At 61.5% G+C, this 16,063-nt stretch carries 15 protein-coding genes; 11 read left to right on the top strand and 4 right to left on the bottom strand.

Going from position 1 to position 16,063, the window contains the following annotated elements; genetic code table 11:
* Positions 1 to 41: 41 nt before the first annotated feature.
* Together C8J98_RS22470 and C8J98_RS22020 are read left to right on the top strand one after the other, a co-directional pair.
* Positions 42 to 176, top strand: coding sequence for a hypothetical protein (locus C8J98_RS22470; RefSeq protein WP_255417722.1), 135 nt, complete (start codon positions 42 to 44; stop codon positions 174 to 176).
* A gap of 14 nt (positions 177 to 190) precedes the next feature.
* On the top strand, positions 191 to 346 hold the full coding sequence (locus C8J98_RS22020; protein ID WP_158272636.1) for a hypothetical protein: 156 nt from the start codon (positions 191 to 193) through the stop codon (positions 344 to 346).
* Here the strand turns inward: C8J98_RS22020 and C8J98_RS07135 are convergent.
* Positions 343 to 618, bottom strand: coding sequence for a hypothetical protein (locus tag C8J98_RS07135; RefSeq protein WP_107912371.1), 276 nt, complete (start codon positions 616 to 618; stop codon positions 343 to 345). The two genes, C8J98_RS22020 and C8J98_RS07135, sit on opposite strands and share 4 nt — an antisense overlap.
* Before the next feature lie 349 nt (positions 619 to 967).
* Here C8J98_RS07135 and C8J98_RS07130 point away from each other — a divergent pair, with 349 nt between their 5' ends.
* Together C8J98_RS07130 and C8J98_RS07125 are read left to right on the top strand one after the other, a co-directional pair.
* Positions 968 to 2,107, top strand: a complete 1,140-nt coding sequence (locus C8J98_RS07130; protein WP_107912369.1) for a glutathione-independent formaldehyde dehydrogenase — start codon at positions 968 to 970, stop codon at positions 2,105 to 2,107.
* A 118-nt stretch (positions 2,108 to 2,225) separates the two neighbouring features.
* A complete protein-coding gene (locus tag C8J98_RS07125) occupies positions 2,226 to 2,441 on the top strand; it encodes a hypothetical protein (RefSeq protein WP_107912367.1) in 216 nt (71 codons plus the stop codon).
* 28 nt (positions 2,442 to 2,469) lie between these two features.
* Here the strand turns inward: C8J98_RS07125 and C8J98_RS07120 are convergent, their stop codons facing one another.
* Positions 2,470 to 2,868: a hypothetical protein gene (locus C8J98_RS07120; protein ID WP_107912365.1), complete on the bottom strand. Its 399-nt coding sequence runs from the start codon at positions 2,866 to 2,868 to the stop codon at positions 2,470 to 2,472.
* A gap of 133 nt (positions 2,869 to 3,001) precedes the next feature.
* Here C8J98_RS07120 and C8J98_RS07115 point away from each other — a divergent pair, with 133 nt between their 5' ends.
* Entirely contained in the window at positions 3,002 to 4,192 is a 1,191-nt protein-coding gene (locus tag C8J98_RS07115) for a zinc-dependent alcohol dehydrogenase (RefSeq protein ID WP_107912363.1), read from the top strand.
* A 105-nt stretch (positions 4,193 to 4,297) separates the two neighbouring features.
* Positions 4,298 to 5,578 (top strand): Nramp family divalent metal transporter, encoded by a 1,281-nt coding sequence (locus C8J98_RS07110; RefSeq protein WP_107912652.1) that lies wholly within the window; start codon positions 4,298 to 4,300, stop codon positions 5,576 to 5,578.
* Between the two features lie 217 nt (positions 5,579 to 5,795).
* On the opposite strand, the gene C8J98_RS07105 is transcribed toward C8J98_RS07110, so the two are convergent.
* Positions 5,796 to 7,235 carry an APC family permease gene (locus C8J98_RS07105; protein ID WP_107912361.1) on the bottom strand — a complete coding sequence of 480 codons (1,440 nt, stop codon included), beginning with the start codon at positions 7,233 to 7,235 and terminating at the stop codon, positions 5,796 to 5,798.
* A 426-nt stretch (positions 7,236 to 7,661) separates the two neighbouring features.
* Here C8J98_RS07105 and C8J98_RS07100 point away from each other — a divergent pair, with 426 nt between their 5' ends.
* Complete coding sequence (locus tag C8J98_RS07100; RefSeq protein ID WP_158272635.1) at positions 7,662 to 8,357, top strand: histidine kinase; 696 nt, start codon at positions 7,662 to 7,664, stop codon at positions 8,355 to 8,357.
* A gap of 4 nt (positions 8,358 to 8,361) precedes the next feature.
* Here the strand turns inward: C8J98_RS07100 and C8J98_RS07095 are convergent, their stop codons facing one another.
* Positions 8,362 to 9,288 carry an AraC family transcriptional regulator gene (locus C8J98_RS07095; protein ID WP_107912357.1) on the bottom strand — a complete coding sequence of 309 codons (927 nt, stop codon included), beginning with the start codon at positions 9,286 to 9,288 and terminating at the stop codon, positions 8,362 to 8,364.
* A gap of 187 nt (positions 9,289 to 9,475) precedes the next feature.
* On the opposite strand from C8J98_RS07095, the gene C8J98_RS07090 reads away from it, so the two are divergent.
* From C8J98_RS07090 to C8J98_RS07075, 4 genes are all read left to right on the top strand, one after another.
* On the top strand, positions 9,476 to 10,108 hold the full coding sequence (locus tag C8J98_RS07090) for a response regulator transcription factor (RefSeq protein WP_107912355.1): 633 nt from the start codon (positions 9,476 to 9,478) through the stop codon (positions 10,106 to 10,108).
* A gap of 109 nt (positions 10,109 to 10,217) precedes the next feature.
* Complete coding sequence (locus C8J98_RS07085) at positions 10,218 to 11,357, top strand: efflux RND transporter periplasmic adaptor subunit (RefSeq protein WP_107912353.1); 1,140 nt, start codon at positions 10,218 to 10,220, stop codon at positions 11,355 to 11,357.
* Positions 11,354 to 14,554, top strand: a complete 3,201-nt coding sequence (locus C8J98_RS07080; RefSeq protein ID WP_107912351.1) for a multidrug efflux RND transporter permease subunit — start codon at positions 11,354 to 11,356, stop codon at positions 14,552 to 14,554. Before C8J98_RS07085 ends, C8J98_RS07080 begins: the two co-directional genes overlap by 4 nt.
* Positions 14,551 to 16,005 (top strand): efflux transporter outer membrane subunit, encoded by a 1,455-nt coding sequence (locus tag C8J98_RS07075; RefSeq protein WP_107912350.1) that lies wholly within the window; start codon positions 14,551 to 14,553, stop codon positions 16,003 to 16,005. Before C8J98_RS07080 ends, C8J98_RS07075 begins: the two co-directional genes overlap by 4 nt.
* Positions 16,006 to 16,063: the final 58 nt, after the last annotated feature.

Here is a 16,063-nt window from a genome sequence, read left to right as displayed (position 1 = left end):
AGAGGTTGATGCTCTTGCCTCCATCCTCTGAGGGCTTGGCGATGACCAAACCAGACGACAAAGACACCCCCCGCAATCCCCGCGAGTTCGATGCCGGCACCGGCGACCGGGTCGAGAAGAAACCCAAGGACGCGGAGTCCACGCAGCAAACCCATGACGACGAAGACCACGGTTGAGAGGAGACAGTGCCATGGCTGACCAGAACCACAAGCCCCAATCCGGAGACCGCAACCTCAACAAGGTCGCCCACCAGGACAAAGCGCAACAGGACAAACGTGATAAGGAAATCAAGGAAGGCGAGGAGAAAATGGACAAGGCCTCAAAGCGTGACGAGGGCATCCGTTAGCCAGGTCTAGGAGGCCTGTCGCCGCCCGGCGGCGGCAGTCCCAACGCGTCCTCGACATCGTCTTCCAGTTTCGCCTCCTCGAGCGCCCTGAGGGCAGGGACAAGCTGCTCTTCAAATACGTTCGTCTCGACAGGCGTCAGGCTTACTTTCCCGTCGGCGATGACCTTCTGGGCAACATCGAATGGCGCCCCTCCTTCAAAAACAAATCCTGCGGAAATGAGCTCTTTGAGCAGGGCGGTCAGGTCGTTGTCGATGTGGTCGTTCCAGCCCATGCATCCTCTCCTCGTCTAGTCGCCGGCAAGAATGCCGGCGATGCATGACCGAGAAGACCACTTGGGAGGGAAGGGGCCGTCAAGGATGGGTGAGCAAGCGAGCATCCAACGGTTCCACAATCAAATCCCTGGGAGGGAAAACCATGAGCGTTACGACCATCGAAGAACTATTCATCCAAGGCCGCCTCAACCACCGCTAGAATTTCTTGTCGGTTCAACGTGCAGCCGGGTCATCGGCAGAGCGGTAAGGCCGGGCGCCTTCATCCGTGTATACGCCCCATCACACGAACAGGACGATTCACAACCACCGCATATCGCATCGTGCGCCTTTCCAACCCGAGGAGAGGCCATGAAAGCGCTGGTTTACAACGGTCCAAAGGATGTTGCCGTCATCGCGGTACCCGATGCCCGGATTGAAAAACCTACGGACGTGCTGGTCCGCATCACCACCACCAACATCTGTGGATCCGACCTTCACATGTATGAGGGCCGCACCAGCGTGGAAAAGGGCAAGATTCTCGGCCACGAGAACATGGGCGAGGTGATCGAAGTAGGCCAGGCGGTGGATCGCGTGAAAGTCGGCGACCGCGTCGTGCTGCCTTTCAACGTCGCTTGCGGATTCTGCCGCAACTGCGAAGCGGGCCTGACGGGCTTCTGCCTGACTACCAACCCGGGCAGCGCGGGCGCCGCCTATGGCTTTGCGGACATGGGCCCTTACAGTGGCGGCCAGGCCGAGCTGTTGCGCGTACCGTATGCGGACTTCAACTGCCTTGTGCTGCCTGAGGACGCGCGGGAAAAAGAACTGGATTACGTCCTGCTCTCCGACATCTTCCCGACCGGCTGGCACGCCACCGAACTCTCCGGCCTTCAGCCGGGCGAAAGCATCGTGATCTACGGCGCTGGCCCCGTCGGCTTGATGGCTGCGCTGTCGGCGCAGATCAAAGGCGCCTCCCAGGTGATCGTGGTGGACCGCCATCCGGATCGTTTGAAGCTGGCTGAGGTATTCGGCGCCACGGTCGTGAACGATGCCAAGGGCGACCATGTCGCCCGGATCCTGGAACTCACCCGTGGCGGCGCCGATCGCGGCTGCGAATGCGTGGGCTACCAGTGCCACGACCACCACGGGCACGAGCGCCCGAACGCCACGATGAACGACCTGGTGGCATCGGTTCGCCCGACCGGTGGCCTTGGTGTGGTCGGCGTGTTCGTACCGAAGGACCCGGGCGCGGAGGATGACCTGGCCAAGGAAGGCAAGATCGCCTTCGACATGGGAACGTTCTGGTTCAAGGGACAGTTCATGCGCACGGGCCAGGCCAACGTGAAGCACTACAACCGCCGGTTGCGTGAACTGATTCACCAGGGCAAGGCCGCGCCGTCAAGGATCATTTCGCACGAGCTGGAGCTGGAAGAGGCACCCGATGCCTACCGCAACTTCGACGACCGTAAGAACGGCTGGACGAAGGTGGTGCTTCATCCCGGTCGCTCGTAAGGCCGGAAAACACGTCCGCCCATCGCGAACTATGACGGCGTTTTCTTCACCGACCCTCTAGCGAATCGTGACATCTTGCGAGCTAGGGTTTGGGCTGACCCATGGGAAGGAGCCAGCCATGAGCGACGAGGTCGTCATCTACATCGCGCCTCCGTCAACGACGCGCGGCCAGTGGCGTGTGCGTTCCGATGGGCGTAAGGAAGAGCAACGAGCCGACGAAAAATCGGCCGTGGCTTTCGCTGCGGATCACGCCCGCATGGTTCTCAACGCGGGCGGCACAGCCGTCGTCAAGATCGAGCGCGCGGACGGGAGTTGGGAAACACTGCGCATCTGAGTGGCGCGGCGCAAAGGCCCTCGAACAGCTAAGCCCGACTCGCGAACACCGTCAGGCGAGCTTCCACCAGGGCGCGCTTGAGATCGACACCATCAAAGGGCGGGCTCAACAGCTGGCACCAGGCGGGAAGCTGCTCGTGGCTATGTCCGGGCGTCGAACACAGCGCGACCAGGGCCACCTCCGGACGGTTCTCGCCCACCCAAGCCAACAAGGGCTGCTCGTTGGGAAGATCGAGGGAGCATCGCGCCATCACCGCCGTCAGCCCGGGTGCGCCCTGGATGACCAGCCGCGCGTCGCTGGTCCGATTGACCTGCACCGCACTTGCACCGGTAGCCTCCAGCGCAATGGCAACCGCCTCGGCTACAGCCACGTCGTCGTGGACGATGAGGACGAGCGGCGTGGTCGACGGAGTAATGGCTTCGGGCATTCGCCATTGTAGCTGGGGCTCGGCGAACTGGAGGAGGCCCTGTCAAAAGCGGGTGAGCCCATGACCGCTCCGTCCTGATTGAGAGGTCACGGGGCGATCGCTAGCTTGGCCCTTTTGGTCAGGAGACGTCTCGATGAAAGCCGTCGTTTTCCACGCCCTCGGTGACATCCGCCTCGACGAAGTACCCGAACCAAAGCTCGAAGCCGACACGGACGCGATTGTTCGTCTGACGAGCTCGGCCATTTGCGGAACTGATCTCCATTTTATTCGGGGCACCATGGCCGGCGTCGAGCCCGGTACCATCCTCGGCCACGAGGGCGTGGGCGTGGTTGAGAGCATCGGCAAAGGGGTGCGCAACCTCAAGGTCGGTGACCGGGTGGTGGTGCCGTCGACGATCGCGTGCGGCTACTGTCCACTCTGTCGGTCTGGCTTTTACGCGCAGTGCGACAACGCCAATCCCAACGGTCCAGGTACCGCGTTTTATGGTGGTCCGAAGGAAGCCGGCGGCTTCAACGGCATGCAGGCCGAAAAGGTCCGGGTGCCTTTTGCCAACATAAATCTCGTCGGACTTCCAGACGGGATCAGTGACGACGAAGCCATTCTGATTTCCGACATTTTTCCGACCGGATACTTCGGTGCTGACCTTGCCGACATCAAACCCGGCCACTCGGTGGCGGTCTTCGGTTGTGGCCCGGTAGGCCAATTTGCCATTGCTTCTGCAAAGCTCTTCGGGGCTGGGCGCGTGTTTGCCGTCGACCAGCATGCCGACCGTTTGGAAATGGCTCGCAACCAGGGCGCGGAAATCATCGATTTCTCGAAAGAAGACCCGGTTAAGACCATCAAGAAACTCATGGGCGGAATAGGTGTCGACTCGGTGATTGATGCGGTTGGTGTGGATGCCGAACACGCTCACAGTGGCCCTGCCCAGAAGAGCAATACGTCGGAGGATGCCAAGAAGGCGTCATCCACTGCGCGGGAGGAGGGCGAGCATTTCAAGGCCGGTGACGGTCCGATGCAGTCCCTCGCATGGGCCGTCGATGCGGTCGCGAAGGCGGGCACCGTTGCCATCATTGGCGTCTACCCGCCCGGTGACAATCTCTTCCCGATTGGTGCAGCGATGAACAAGAACTTGACCATCAGGATGGGCAACTGCAACCACAGGAAATACGTGCCGATGCTCGTTGAGCTTGTCCGCACAGGTCAGGTCGTGCCGACCGCCATCCTCACCCAGCGCGAACCTTTGAGTGATGCCATCAGTGCCTATGAGCAATTCGACCAGCGCCAGCCGGGCTGGATAAAAGTCGAGCTCGAACCGGCAGAGTAAGGACGAAAGTTCCAGGAAAGATTGGTGAAGTGTCGGAAGGATGCTTCGCGGCGGGTTCACGGCCGGCAGCGAAGCATCCGCAAAACCCGCCATTCGGACGCGCTCATGACCAAGCCCGACTCCGCCTCGTCCGACCCCTGGTGGAAGCGTCTCGGAGGCGGGCTTGTCACCGGTGCGGCGGACGACGACCCGAGTGGCGTTGCCACCTACTCGCAAGTCGGGGCGCAGTTCGGGTATGCCACGCTGTGGGCCCTGGTTCTGGCGTTGCCCCTGATGATTGGTATCCAGACCGTGAGTGCTCGCATCGGGCGTGTGACCGGACGGGGTCTGGCCGACAACATGGTCCGCAACTTCCCCAAGGGGCTGGTTTGGGGCATCACCGTGCTGCTGATCATCGCCAACGTCATCAACATTGGCGCGGATCTGGGTGCCATGGGCGCGGCCGTCAATCTGCTCATCGGTGGCCCGACCTTGTTGTACGCCTGTGTGCTGGCCATCGTCTCGACTGTCTTGCAGGTCTATGTGCCGTTCAATCGCTACTCCCCCATTTTGAAGTTTCTGGCTTTAAGCCTGCTCACGTATGTTGCGACCGTCTTCGTCATCAAGGTGCCCTGGGGCGAGGCGATGAAAGGGACCTTCATTCCCGCATTTCAGGGAACCGCCGCATACGCCACAGCCGTCGTCGCCATCCTCGGCACCACCATCAGTCCGTACCTCTTCAGCTGGCAAGCTGCCCAGGAAGTCGAGGAGATCCGCGACAGCGATGAGCGCGAGCCGCTAAAGCATGCCGACGAACAAGCTCCCGATGCATTCAAGCGCATTGCCATCGATACCTCTGTCGGCATGGTGGTTTCGAATGTGGTGGCGTTCTTCATCATCCTCACCGCTGCCGTCGTTCTTCATGCTCACGGAAAGACCGACATTCAGTCATCTTCCGAAGCCGCCGAAGCCCTCAAACCCGTTGCCGGAAAGTTTGCCTTTGCCCTTTTCTCGATGGGCATCGTCGGCACGGGGATGCTTGCCGTGCCCGTACTTGCGGGCGCTACCGCGTTCTCCGTCGCGGGGACGATGCAAGCCGTGTATGGCCTCGAGCACAAGCCGGCGGACGCGAAGCTCTTCTATGGCGTGCTCGTGGCCTCGATGCTGGTGGGGGCCTTACTCAACCTCACGCCCATCGACCCGGTCAAAGCCCTTTACTGGAGCGCGGTGGTCAACGGTGTTTGTGCCGTGCCCATGATGGTTGCCATCATGATTATTGCCAATCGACCGAAGACCATGGGCAACCACGGTGTCGGCCGTGGCCTGAGGGTTCTCGGCTGGGTCGCCACCCTCGTCATGCTCGCAGCTGCCGTGGTCATGTTTGCCACGATGGGGAAGGGTGGATGAAGGCTATGGCGGTTGGCGTGTGCTTTGGTGCTGGTCCAGCATGATCACTTCCCTTTGAGGCGTCACGCTGCGGCGTGACGATACCGTTCCGAGATGTCACGGCGTGTAAACAGCCGTGCATCTCGGACAGGCAGCACGCTACCGGTGCGGAGTGGCCGTATTGGGGCAACCAACGGGCAGGGCGGCGACGCTGCGTACTTCGCAACGGCGCGAGTCTTTAGCCGGCGTTAGCCCGATGCTCGACAAGCACCAACCGAGCATATTTCCCCGGACGCGCTCCTCGCAGCCAGAGGCTGAAGCCAAGCCCGGCAGCAAGCGTCACCAGATACAGCGCCGGCAACCAGGCCACAAACGGCGTATTCACCGTCGACAGCAGCGTAAAGTTGACACACACGGTCGTCAGCGCCACGGAAAGCCCGATCGCCGCACACACCGACGAAATCAGAACAACCGGCCCCGCTTCGCGCCTGCGTCGAAACACGTAAGAAACGATGGCAATCGCCGCCGCTGCCTGAAGCGCAATGATCCCCAACGTCCCCATGCCGATCAGTACAGGAATAATCGCCGCGTAGGGATCGGTTCGCGTAGAAGCGATACAAGCAAGGCAGATAACAGTCGCTACCGACATGGTGATCGTTCCCGCCACCGGCACATTGCGAACCTCATCGAACCGAGCCAGCATCCGCGGCAGCAAGCCTTCGCGAGCGAGCGCGAAGATGTAGCGAGAGGCGGCGGCATGGATAGCGATATAGGTCGCCAGCATCGACGTACACAGCAGGACACCGGCGATATCGGATGCGGTCTGCCCATCGTAATCTTTGATGAGATCGAGAATGAGCGTGCCGCCATGCGCGACAGCCGTGGCTTTCGCCTCGCTGACGCCGAGCGCGCCAACGGTGATCCACGCGGTCAAGAGGTAAAACGAACCAATCAGGATGACCGAGACATAGCTGGCCAGCGGGATGCTTCGTACGGGATCAGCCGCTTCCTTTGAATAAAGGGCGCCGGATTCGAATCCGACAAAGCAGGTGAATGCCGTCATCAGCGAGACGCCTATGCCGGGGGCCAACCACTGGCTGGGCGCGAAGGATGCAAGCGGGAAGGCTGCCCATCCCTTTATGGCAATGACGCTGACATCGAAGACGACGAGCACGGCGCTCTCGACAATGATGATGACCGCCAGCAGTTTGGTCGAAGCATCCATCGACCGATAGTTGAGGATGCCGGCGAGCACGACAGACACAGCGGCGCAGATCGTCCAGTCGACCCTGTGGCCGACCGCGATAGACACCTGCTCGTCAAAATACCCGCATGCCGCCGCGAGACCAAAGGTAAACGCGCCATACGAAAGGATCGCGCTATACGCGGTCCCGACGCCGAGCGGCTTACCCAGGCCTTCGGACACATAGGTATAGAACGCACCGGTACTGACCACCCGGCGGCCGATGAAGGCATAGCCCGTGGTGAATGCGACCAGGATCAAGCCTGCGATCAGGAAGGCGACGGGTACGTTCCCGCCCGTGCCACGCGAGATGGCGATGGGAAGATTGCCGATCATCGAGGCAAGCGGTGCTGCAGCGGCGAGCACCATGAAGACGATGAACTGGGTGGAAAGCTTGTGGGTTTTTGGCGATTGCGCAACGGCCGAACGGCTCACGGTAACTCCTGACTGTACAAAGCGTATCGAGCAAAACGGACAATGATGGCGGTACGAACAGCGAGCGTGCGCTGCTCGAAAGCGCAGGCGGTCATTTTACAGCAGTGCAATGCATGAATGCGTACCCAGAAGCCGAAGCAGTACAGAAAATTAAGGACACGTCCACATTAATACGGAGCTGCGCATCGCCCGGCGGCAAGGCCTCGAGAAGGGCCTGGCCGAGCGACCGGGTGACGTGGTGCCGTACCGCATTCTTCCGTATGCCGTCGCCGATAAGCAAACTCGGACGATTTGTGCGACATCGCGGACGGAATGCGCCGGTGGTCGTGGCACCCTCGTCGCCATGAGAACCTTATCTGCAGCGGCAAGATGACCTCATCAGGGCCATGGTGGTTGTACTCGGGTCATGCTGTGACGGCTGCCATCATGTTCTGGGTCGTGCTCCGCGACCGCGTGGGAAAGCGCGGGGCGCGAACCAGAGCGTGGTCGGAGGCCCGCCAGATGGAGCGCGAGCGCATCGCGCGCGACTTGCACGACACACTGCTGCAGGCTTTCCAGGCGGTACTTCTTCGGCTTGACCTCTGGGGCAAGGACCAGGACCTGTCCGAGGACTGCCGCGAGCAGATCAGGGAGGTCGCGCGGCAGACGCGCGCCATCGTGATCGAGGGTCGCGACAAGATTTTCCAACTGCGAAACAACGGGAAGGAGCGTCAATACATCGCCGACCTGATTCGAGGGGATGGCGACGTCGAGACGGCGATTTGGCAGGTCAGGTTCCGGTTTGAAGTGAGGGGTCGCGAGCGGACGCTACCCGGCGATGTGGCCAACGACGTGCTCGGCATAGTGCGCGAGGCGATTCGCAATGCGGTGACGCACTCGGGCTGCGACCTGCTGACGGTCAGGTTGTGCTTCCGGAATCGATCACTCACGGTTCGCGTCGAAGACAATGGTTGCGGTATCGATAGCCGGGTCGTCACCGAGCGACAGCGCTACGGCCACTTTGGCATCGTGGGCATGTATGAGCGAGCTTCGGCCCTGGACGCCAGGCTGACTATTTTCCGGAAGAACGACAGCGGGACCGGTGTCGTTCTACGTATTCCGATTCAGGTGCCTGGGCACTGACGGTTCAAGCGGGTTCGTGCTGTTCGATCGTTCTTTTTTGCTCGTGGTTTCGTCGCCATTCGCCGGGTGTGCACGCACAGAACCGAAAGAACACGCGATTCAGATGGCTCTGGTCGCAGAAACCGACCATCAGCGCGATATCGCTCAGGCGCAAGGAGGGGTCCTGCATGAGCCGTTTGGCGCGATTCACCCGCGTGGCGTTCGTCCAGTCCTGAGGGGAGGCTCCGAGCGATAGCCTGAATGCGCGAGTGAACAGGCGATAAGACAACCCGCACACGGCAGCAACGTGGTGCATGGAGAACGCGGAGTCGAGATGGGAGAGAATGTAATCGATAGCGCTCTGACGCTGCTCATCCGACAGGGCGAGGCGCCGCAAGCGCGGCTCGCTCATCAGGACCGAGTGGGTGCGGGCAAGACAGGAGCAGGCCGCCGCCAGGAGCTGGCGTGCGAACAATTCAAATGCCTGGGGGTTCGATGGTCCCGCCGTCTGCCTGAGGCAGGCCATGATGGCGCCCAGCAAATCATCGTCAAGCACGGTGTTGTCTACGATGGAATGCTGCTCGAGGCCCTTATGCCCTTCGAAAATGGCGTGTCGAGGCAAGTAGGCGGCAATCGCGTGCAGGGGGCCGGACCATGCGACATCGAACGGTTGTGCCAGATCGATAGCGATAGTTCGACCCACCGGGACGATGTCATCAAAGACGGTGCGGATGTCACGGACGACGCTCATCCCGCACGGTGCTCCGACATTGGTAACGATCAGGTACGCGTCGTCATTGGTTGGCGCATGCCCTGATCCACCGCGACCTGGCAACAACTCGAGTTCAATGACCGTGAGAGGCTGCCCCGTGGGCGTGAAGACCGAGAATCCCTGTATGCCCCGAACACCAAAGATGCGTTCAATGCGGTGACTTTGTCTGATCTTCGACATAACAACCTTCTCGCTCGTCCTGGAAATCGTTCCGCTAGTCTCCAGCGACTCGGCTTTCAGACGAAGCCTCGAATGAGTCGAAATCCGCAGCACTCGAACGGGTGCTGCACTCACGGTCACATGCGTGCAAGATCGACATGCCGGCTCACCATGGGTGCGGTGCGATTGCCGAAGGAATCCAGACGTAATGGCTCACGAGATCATCATCCGGGTACTCATCGCCGACGACCACCCCATGATGAGGGAGGGGCTTCGATCCACGCTTGAGATAGAAAGGGACATGAAGATCGTGGGCGAGGTGGCCGACGGCGCCGAGGCGGTGGAGAGTTTCGCCAGGTTACGTCCGGACGTTGTCATCATGGACTTGCAGATGCCGCGTTACGACGGCGCGTACGCTATCGAAGCCATTCGCAGCGCCTGTCCGGATGCTTCCATTGTGGTGCTGACAACGTACCTTGGCGACGCTCGGGTGTCCCGCGCGATGGCGCTTGGCGCGACTTCCTATCTGCTGAAGACGGCCTCGAGCGACGAAATCGTTGCCACCGTTCGCTCGGCATTTGTAGGTCGCAGCCACATTTCACCTAATGCGCTCGAGGACATGGGCGCCCATCGCGGTGCCGAACCGTTGAGCACGCGCGAACTGGCCGTTCTTCGCCTGGCGTCGCAAGGTCTGGGTAACCGCGAGATCGGTGAGGAACTGAGCCTGGCCGAGGAGACCGTCAAGACACGGATGAAGTCGATCCTGGCCAAGCTCCACGCCAACGACAGAACGCATGCGGTGACGATCGCCATCGTCCGGGGCTTCCTGGACGTTTCATGATGTCGTGTCGTCCAAATGCGACATTCGGAGTTCTATCGCCGGAGACGTGATCTCACGACACTGCCAGGCATCGCCGCATCTGCCGGCGACGCACCGCAGGGTATAAACAATGAATATCGTTCCTGGTCCTTTCCTTAAGGCCGTAAGCTGGGGTCTGCCTTTCGCCCTGGCAATATCCGTCGCCGCTTGCAGTAAGCAAGCGGCGCCACCAACGAGCGGTGGGCCCGCCGTTGATGTAGCGGTTGTTATCGACAGATCGATCACCGACTGGCAGGACTACTCGGGTCGGTTGCAGGCTGTCGATCACGTCGACATCCGTGCCCAGGTCCCGGGCACCATCATGGCCGTCTACTTCAAGGACGGGCAGGCGGTTAAGAAGGGCGATTCACTATTTCTGATCGATCCCCGCACGTACTCCGCCGCTGTCGATCGCGCCGCCGCGCAGTTGGCCGCGGCTCGCGCCCGGCAGAAGTTCACCTCCGATGACTTTGCGCGTGCCCAGAAGCTGCTGTCGGGCAACGCTATCTCGAAACGTGATTTTGACGATCGCGCCAACGGCGCCCTGGAAGCCACAGCCAATGTAAAGGCGGCAGAAGCCGCCCTCGAGGATGCGAAGGTCAACCTCGGCTACACGAAGATGGTGGCGCCGGTGGATGGTCGCATGTCCCGTGCCGAGCAAACGGTGGGCAACATCGTGGCTGCGGGACTTAGTTCGGTGCCGCTGACCACGCTCGTATCGATAGACCCGATCTACGCGGGCTTCGATATGGACGAACAGACCTATCTGAAGTATCTGAGCCGCGCAGGCGGCCGCGACGTGCCGGTTCGGCTCGGTCTGGTCAATGAAGCGGGTTTCTCGCGTATAGGCAAGATCGCTTCGGTCGACAACCAGTTGAATAGCACGACGGGCACGATTCGGGTGCGTGCGACATTCGCCAATGCGGACGGCACGCTGCTCCCGGGGATGTTCGCACGTGTCGCCGTCGGCGGCGGAGCGGCTCACCCGGCCGTTCTGATTGACGATCGCGCCATCTCTACGGACCAGGCGAAGAAGTTTGTCCTGGTGCTGGACGGGAAGGGCAGTGCCCAGTATCGGGAAATCTTCCCCGGCACGATGGTCGACGGACTGCGCGTGGTGGATTCCGGCCTGAAGCCGGGCGAGAAGATCATCGTGAATGGCTTGCAGCGGGTTCATCCCGGGGACACGGTCAAAGCCAGCGTGGTCCCCATGACGGGTGAGACGCCGTGAACATCTCCCGCTTCTTCGTCGATAGGCCGATTTTTGCGGGGGTACTCTCGACGCTCATCCTGCTGGCGGGCGTAATAGCGGTCTTTCAGTTGCCGATTTCCGAGTACCCGGAAGTCGTTCCGCCATCGGTGGTGGTGTATGCCTCCTACCCGGGCGCCAACCCGAAGGTGCTGGCAGACACGGTGGCTTCGCCGCTCGAGGAGCAGATCAACGGCGTGGAAGGCATGCTCTACATGCAGTCCCAGGCCAGCAGCGACGGCAACATGGCCTTGACGGTAACCTTCCGTCTGGGCACCGACCCGGACAAGGCCCAGCAGCTCGTTCAGAATCGCGTCTCGCAGGCACTGCCGCGACTACCGCCGGATGTGCAGCTGCTCGGCGTGACGACGATCAAATCGTCACCCACGCTGACCCTCGCGGTGCATCTGATCTCGCCCGACAATCGCTATGACCAGACCTACCTGCGCAACTATGCGCTGATCAACGTACAGGAACGGCTGAAGCGAATCACCGGCATCGGCCAGGTGGTCATCAAAGGCGCGGGCGACTACGCCATGCGCGTTTGGCTGGACCCTCGCAAGCTGGCCGAGCGCAACCTCAGTGCCGCAGATGTCGTCGCTGCCATCCGGGAACAGAATGTCCAGGTGGCTGCGGGCGTCATCGGCGGGGCACCCATGGAGGGGGCGGTTCCCCTCCAGCTGAGCATCAACGCCAAGGGACGCCTGCAGTCGGAGGACGAGTTCCGCGACATCGTGCTCAAGAGTCAGAACGGCGCGCTTACGCACCTGCGGGACGTTGCGCGCGTCGAGCTGGGTGCCGCCGAATTTGGCTCCCGGGCGCTATTGGACAACAAGCAGGCGGCCGCAATCTGGATCTTCCAGCTTCCGGGAGCGAACTCGCTTCAGGTCTCACACGACGTCCGCGAGGCGATGAAGGACCTCAAGACCGACATGCCGCCGGGCGTCGAGTACAGCATTGTGTACGACCCGACCACCTTCGTTCGCTCCAGCATCGAGGCCGTGGTGCATACGCTCATCGAGGCGATCACGCTGGTGGTGCTGGTCGTGATCCTGTTTCTGCAGACCTGGCGAGCATCGCTGATTCCTCTGCTGGCCGTTCCCGTCTCGATCGTGGGTACATTCTCGCTCTTGCTGGTGCTGGGCTATTCCATCAATGCGCTGTCGCTCTTTGGCATGGTGTTGGCGATCGGCATCGTGGTCGACGATGCGATCGTGGTGGTGGAGAACGTCGAGCGCAACATCGAATCCGGGTTATCGGCGCGGGACGCGACGTACCAGGCGATGAGCGAAGTGAGCGGGCCCATCATCGCCATCGCGCTGACGCTGGTGGCGGTATTCGTCCCTTTGGCTTTCATGTCGGGTCTGACCGGTCAGTTCTACAAGCAGTTCGCCATGACCATCGCTATTTCCACGGTGATCTCCGCGTTCAATTCGCTCACGTTGTCACCGGCGCTGGCAGCCCTCTTGCTCAAGGGCCGGGACGAGCCCCGCGACTGGCTCACCCGGGTCATGGACAAGGGGCTGGGCGGATTCTTTACTGGATTCAATCGGGTTTTCCGGAATGGTTCGGAACGCTACGGTCGTACCGTCACCCGGGTCATCCACCACAAGGGTGGCACGGTGCTGGTGTACCTGCTCTTGCTTGGCGCGGCGGCGTTGTTCGGCCACATCGTGCCCGGGGGCTTCGTGCCGGCGCAGGATAAGGAATACATCATTGCGATTGCCCAGCTTCCGAACGGCGCGTCGTTGGACCGCACCGAGGCTATCACTCGAGAGATGGGCGATATCGGACTGAAGCAACCCGGTGTCGAACACGCCGTGCAGCATCCCGGTTTGTCGGTTAACGGGTTCGTGAATTCATCAAGCGCCGTGGTCATGTTCATCAAGCTCAAGCCATTCAAGGAGCGTCACGGTGACGCTGAGTCGGCGGCTGCGATCGCCGCGGCATTGAACCAGAAGTACGCCAGCATAAAAGGTGCGTTCATCGCGGTGTTTCCGCCACCGCCCGTGCTCGGCCTGGGCACCCTCGGCGGTTTCAAGTTCCAGATTGAAGACCGTGGAGCGCAGGGCTACACGGCGCTCAACGATGCCTTGAAGGCGTTCCTGGCGAAGGCGGCGAAGACCCCCGAGCTCGGGCCCACGTTCTCCAACTATCAGATCGACGTACCGCAATTGAAGGTGGACCTCGACCGCGACAACGCCAAGCAGTTGGGTGTGGCCGTGACGGATGTCTTCAACACCATGCAGGTGTATCTCGGTTCCCAGTACGTCAACGACTTCAACCGCTTCGGTCGTGTCTTCCAGGTGCGTGTGCAGGCCGATGCGCCGTTCCGCGCGCATCCTGAAGATATCGGATTATTGAAGACGCGTAACGCAGCCGGCGAAATGATTCCGCTGGCGTCACTGGTCAAGGTGTCGACGACCTTCGGCCCGGAATCAGTGGTGCGCTACAACGGCTATCTGGCCGCCGACGTGAACGGCGGCCCGGCTCCGGGGTATTCGTCGGGGCAGGCGCAGGCGGCCGTGGAGCGTATTGCGGCTGAAGTGTTGCCCCGAGGCTTCAAGCTGGAATGGACCGACCTGACCTACCAGCAGATCATTGCCGGCAACGCCTCGCTGGTGGTGTTCCCGGTGAGCCTCCTGTTGGTCTACCTGACCCTTGCGGCGCTCTACGAGAGCCTGACCCTTCCGTTGGCGGTGATCCTGATCGTGCCGATGAGCCTGCTCTGTGCCTTGGCTGGCGTCTGGCTGGACAACGGCGACAACAACATCTTCACCCAGGTGGGGCTGATGGTATTGGTGGGACTGGCGTCGAAGAACGCGATCCTGATTGTCGAGTTTGCGCGGGAGCTGGAGATTCAAGGACGCTCGATCGTCGAGGCAGCGATTGAAGCTAGCCGGCTTCGTCTGCGTCCCATCCTGATGACATCGATTGCGTTCATCATGGGTGTATTGCCACTGGTCCTGTCATCGGGGGCGGGTTCCGAAATGCGTCATGCCATGGGCATCGCGGTGTTCTTCGGCATGCTCGGCGTTACCTTCTTCGGCCTGATGCTCACGCCGGTGTTCTATGTGCTGCTGCGACGCCTGGCCGGTGGTCACCGTCTCGAGGACAAGCACGGGAAGAATGGTCGCGTCATCGGCATCGAGGATGCAGGCCCGGGGAGCGCACCATGAAGACCCTCGCGATGATGATCTGCGGCGGATTTCTGTTGGCTGGCGCGAGCGGTTGCTCGCTGGCCCCGAAGTACGGCGTGCCGTCCGCGCCCCAGTCTTCCGCGTTCAAGGAAGCGCTGACCCCCGCAGAAGTTGGCACCTGGCAGACCGCCATGCCCGCAGACGGTGCCGCCCGCGGCGAGTGGTGGAAGGTCTTCAAGGACAGCCAGCTGGATGATCTGGAGGGTCAGGCGCTTGCCGCCAACCAGAAACTTGCGGCGGCTGCGGCGCGCGTGCAGGAAGCGCGAGCGATCGAGGGCGTAACGGGTGCGGCCCGCTTTCCGAACGTAGCGGCGGGATTTGGTCCTTCGCGTCAACAGAACGCATCAGGTTCGTTGGGTGTTCCGGCGAGCGCTCAGCGTCCGGACGCGCAGACCGTCTGGCGGGCGCAAGCGAATATCTCCTACGAAGTGGATCTGTTCGGTCGCGTGGCCTCCACCGTGCGCGCGGCCCACGCGGACACGCAGCAAAGTGAAGCCTTGTTCCGTTCGGTTCAGTTGGCCCTGCAGGCCGATGTGGCACAGAACTACTTCAACCTGCGCGAGCTCGACGCGGAGCAGGCAGTCTATCGCCGTGCCGTGGAGCTTCGAACCGAAGCGCTCACTTTCGTGCAGCACCGCGCTGAAGCGGGTGAGGTGAGCGACCTTGAATGGGCGCAAGCGAAAGCGGAACTGGCCTCGGCCACCTCGGACGCGATGACCCTGGAGCGTCAACGCGCTGCCTCGGAGCACGCGCTGGCGGTCCTGCTCGGCAAGCCACCTTCGGAGTTTGCCGTCGCGCCCAGGCCCCTGGAGCCGGTGGCGGTGGCCATTCCGCCGGGGATGCCGTCGTCGCTGCTCGAACGCCGGCCCGACATTGCTGCGGCGGAACGCGCGATGGCGGCCGAGAACGCCCGTATCGGTGTGGCCCGCGCCGCTTACTTTCCGTCGTTGGTCCTGACGGGAACGGGCGGTTATGAATCGTCGGCGTTCAGTGATTTGTTCAAGTGGTCGAGCCGGAGCTTCCTACTTGGGCCGCTTGTAGGCACTGCCGCGAGCATGCCCATTTTTGACGGAGGCGTGCGCAAGGGAAATCTCGCGAACGCCAAGGCGCGCTACGACGAAAGCGTAGCCAGATACCGCCAACAGGTGCTGGTGGCGTTCCAGGAGGTGGAAGACAATCTGGTCAACCTGCGTATCCTGGAAAACCAGACGCGCGTCCAGGGCGACGAGGTGGCGGCATCTGCTCGCGCGGCCGAGCTGTCGAAGACGCAATACGAAGACGGTTCCGCGGCCTATATCAATGTCATCGACACGGAACGGGTGGTCCTTCAAGGCCGCCTGACCGCGGTCCGGCTACGCGGCGTTCAAGCCACTTCCACGGTGAACCTGATCCGGACTCTGGGTGGCGGCTGGGAGCAGACCGTCAAATAACGTGCGGGCGGCTCGCGTATCGGGCCGTCCGCTTTCAGTGCCATTCCAACGGAACTCT

Source organism: Luteibacter sp. OK325, assembly GCF_003050935.1.
In the GTDB taxonomy this organism is placed as follows: Bacteria; Pseudomonadota; Gammaproteobacteria; order Xanthomonadales; family Rhodanobacteraceae; genus Luteibacter.
The sequence above is the reverse complement of the archived record's forward strand: the minus strand, read 5'-3'. Positions and strand labels throughout refer to the sequence as shown.

Excerpts from the sequence above, each read along its gene's own strand:
- C8J98_RS07110 (WP_107912652.1), top strand. The coding sequence starts at position 4,298 with ATGACCAAGCCCGACTCCGCCTCGTCCGACCCCTGGTGGAAGCGTCTC.
- C8J98_RS22470 (WP_255417722.1), top strand. The coding sequence starts at position 42 with ATGACCAAACCAGACGACAAAGACACCCCCCGCAATCCCCGCGAGTTC.
- C8J98_RS07100 (WP_158272635.1), top strand. The coding sequence starts at position 7,662 with ATGTTCTGGGTCGTGCTCCGCGACCGCGTGGGAAAGCGCGGGGCGCGA.
- C8J98_RS07095 (WP_107912357.1), bottom strand. The coding sequence starts at position 9,288 with ATGTCGAAGATCAGACAAAGTCACCGCATTGAACGCATCTTTGGTGTT.
- C8J98_RS07125 (WP_107912367.1), top strand. The coding sequence starts at position 2,226 with ATGAGCGACGAGGTCGTCATCTACATCGCGCCTCCGTCAACGACGCGC.
- C8J98_RS07085 (WP_107912353.1), top strand. The coding sequence starts at position 10,218 with ATGAATATCGTTCCTGGTCCTTTCCTTAAGGCCGTAAGCTGGGGTCTG.
- C8J98_RS07130 (WP_107912369.1), top strand. The coding sequence starts at position 968 with ATGAAAGCGCTGGTTTACAACGGTCCAAAGGATGTTGCCGTCATCGCG.
- C8J98_RS07115 (WP_107912363.1), top strand. The coding sequence starts at position 3,002 with ATGAAAGCCGTCGTTTTCCACGCCCTCGGTGACATCCGCCTCGACGAA.
- C8J98_RS22020 (WP_158272636.1), top strand. The coding sequence starts at position 191 with ATGGCTGACCAGAACCACAAGCCCCAATCCGGAGACCGCAACCTCAAC.
- C8J98_RS07090 (WP_107912355.1), top strand. The coding sequence starts at position 9,476 with ATGGCTCACGAGATCATCATCCGGGTACTCATCGCCGACGACCACCCC.
- C8J98_RS07075 (WP_107912350.1), top strand. The coding sequence starts at position 14,551 with ATGAAGACCCTCGCGATGATGATCTGCGGCGGATTTCTGTTGGCTGGC.
- C8J98_RS07135 (WP_107912371.1), bottom strand. The coding sequence starts at position 618 with ATGGGCTGGAACGACCACATCGACAACGACCTGACCGCCCTGCTCAAA.
- C8J98_RS07120 (WP_107912365.1), bottom strand. The coding sequence starts at position 2,868 with ATGCCCGAAGCCATTACTCCGTCGACCACGCCGCTCGTCCTCATCGTC.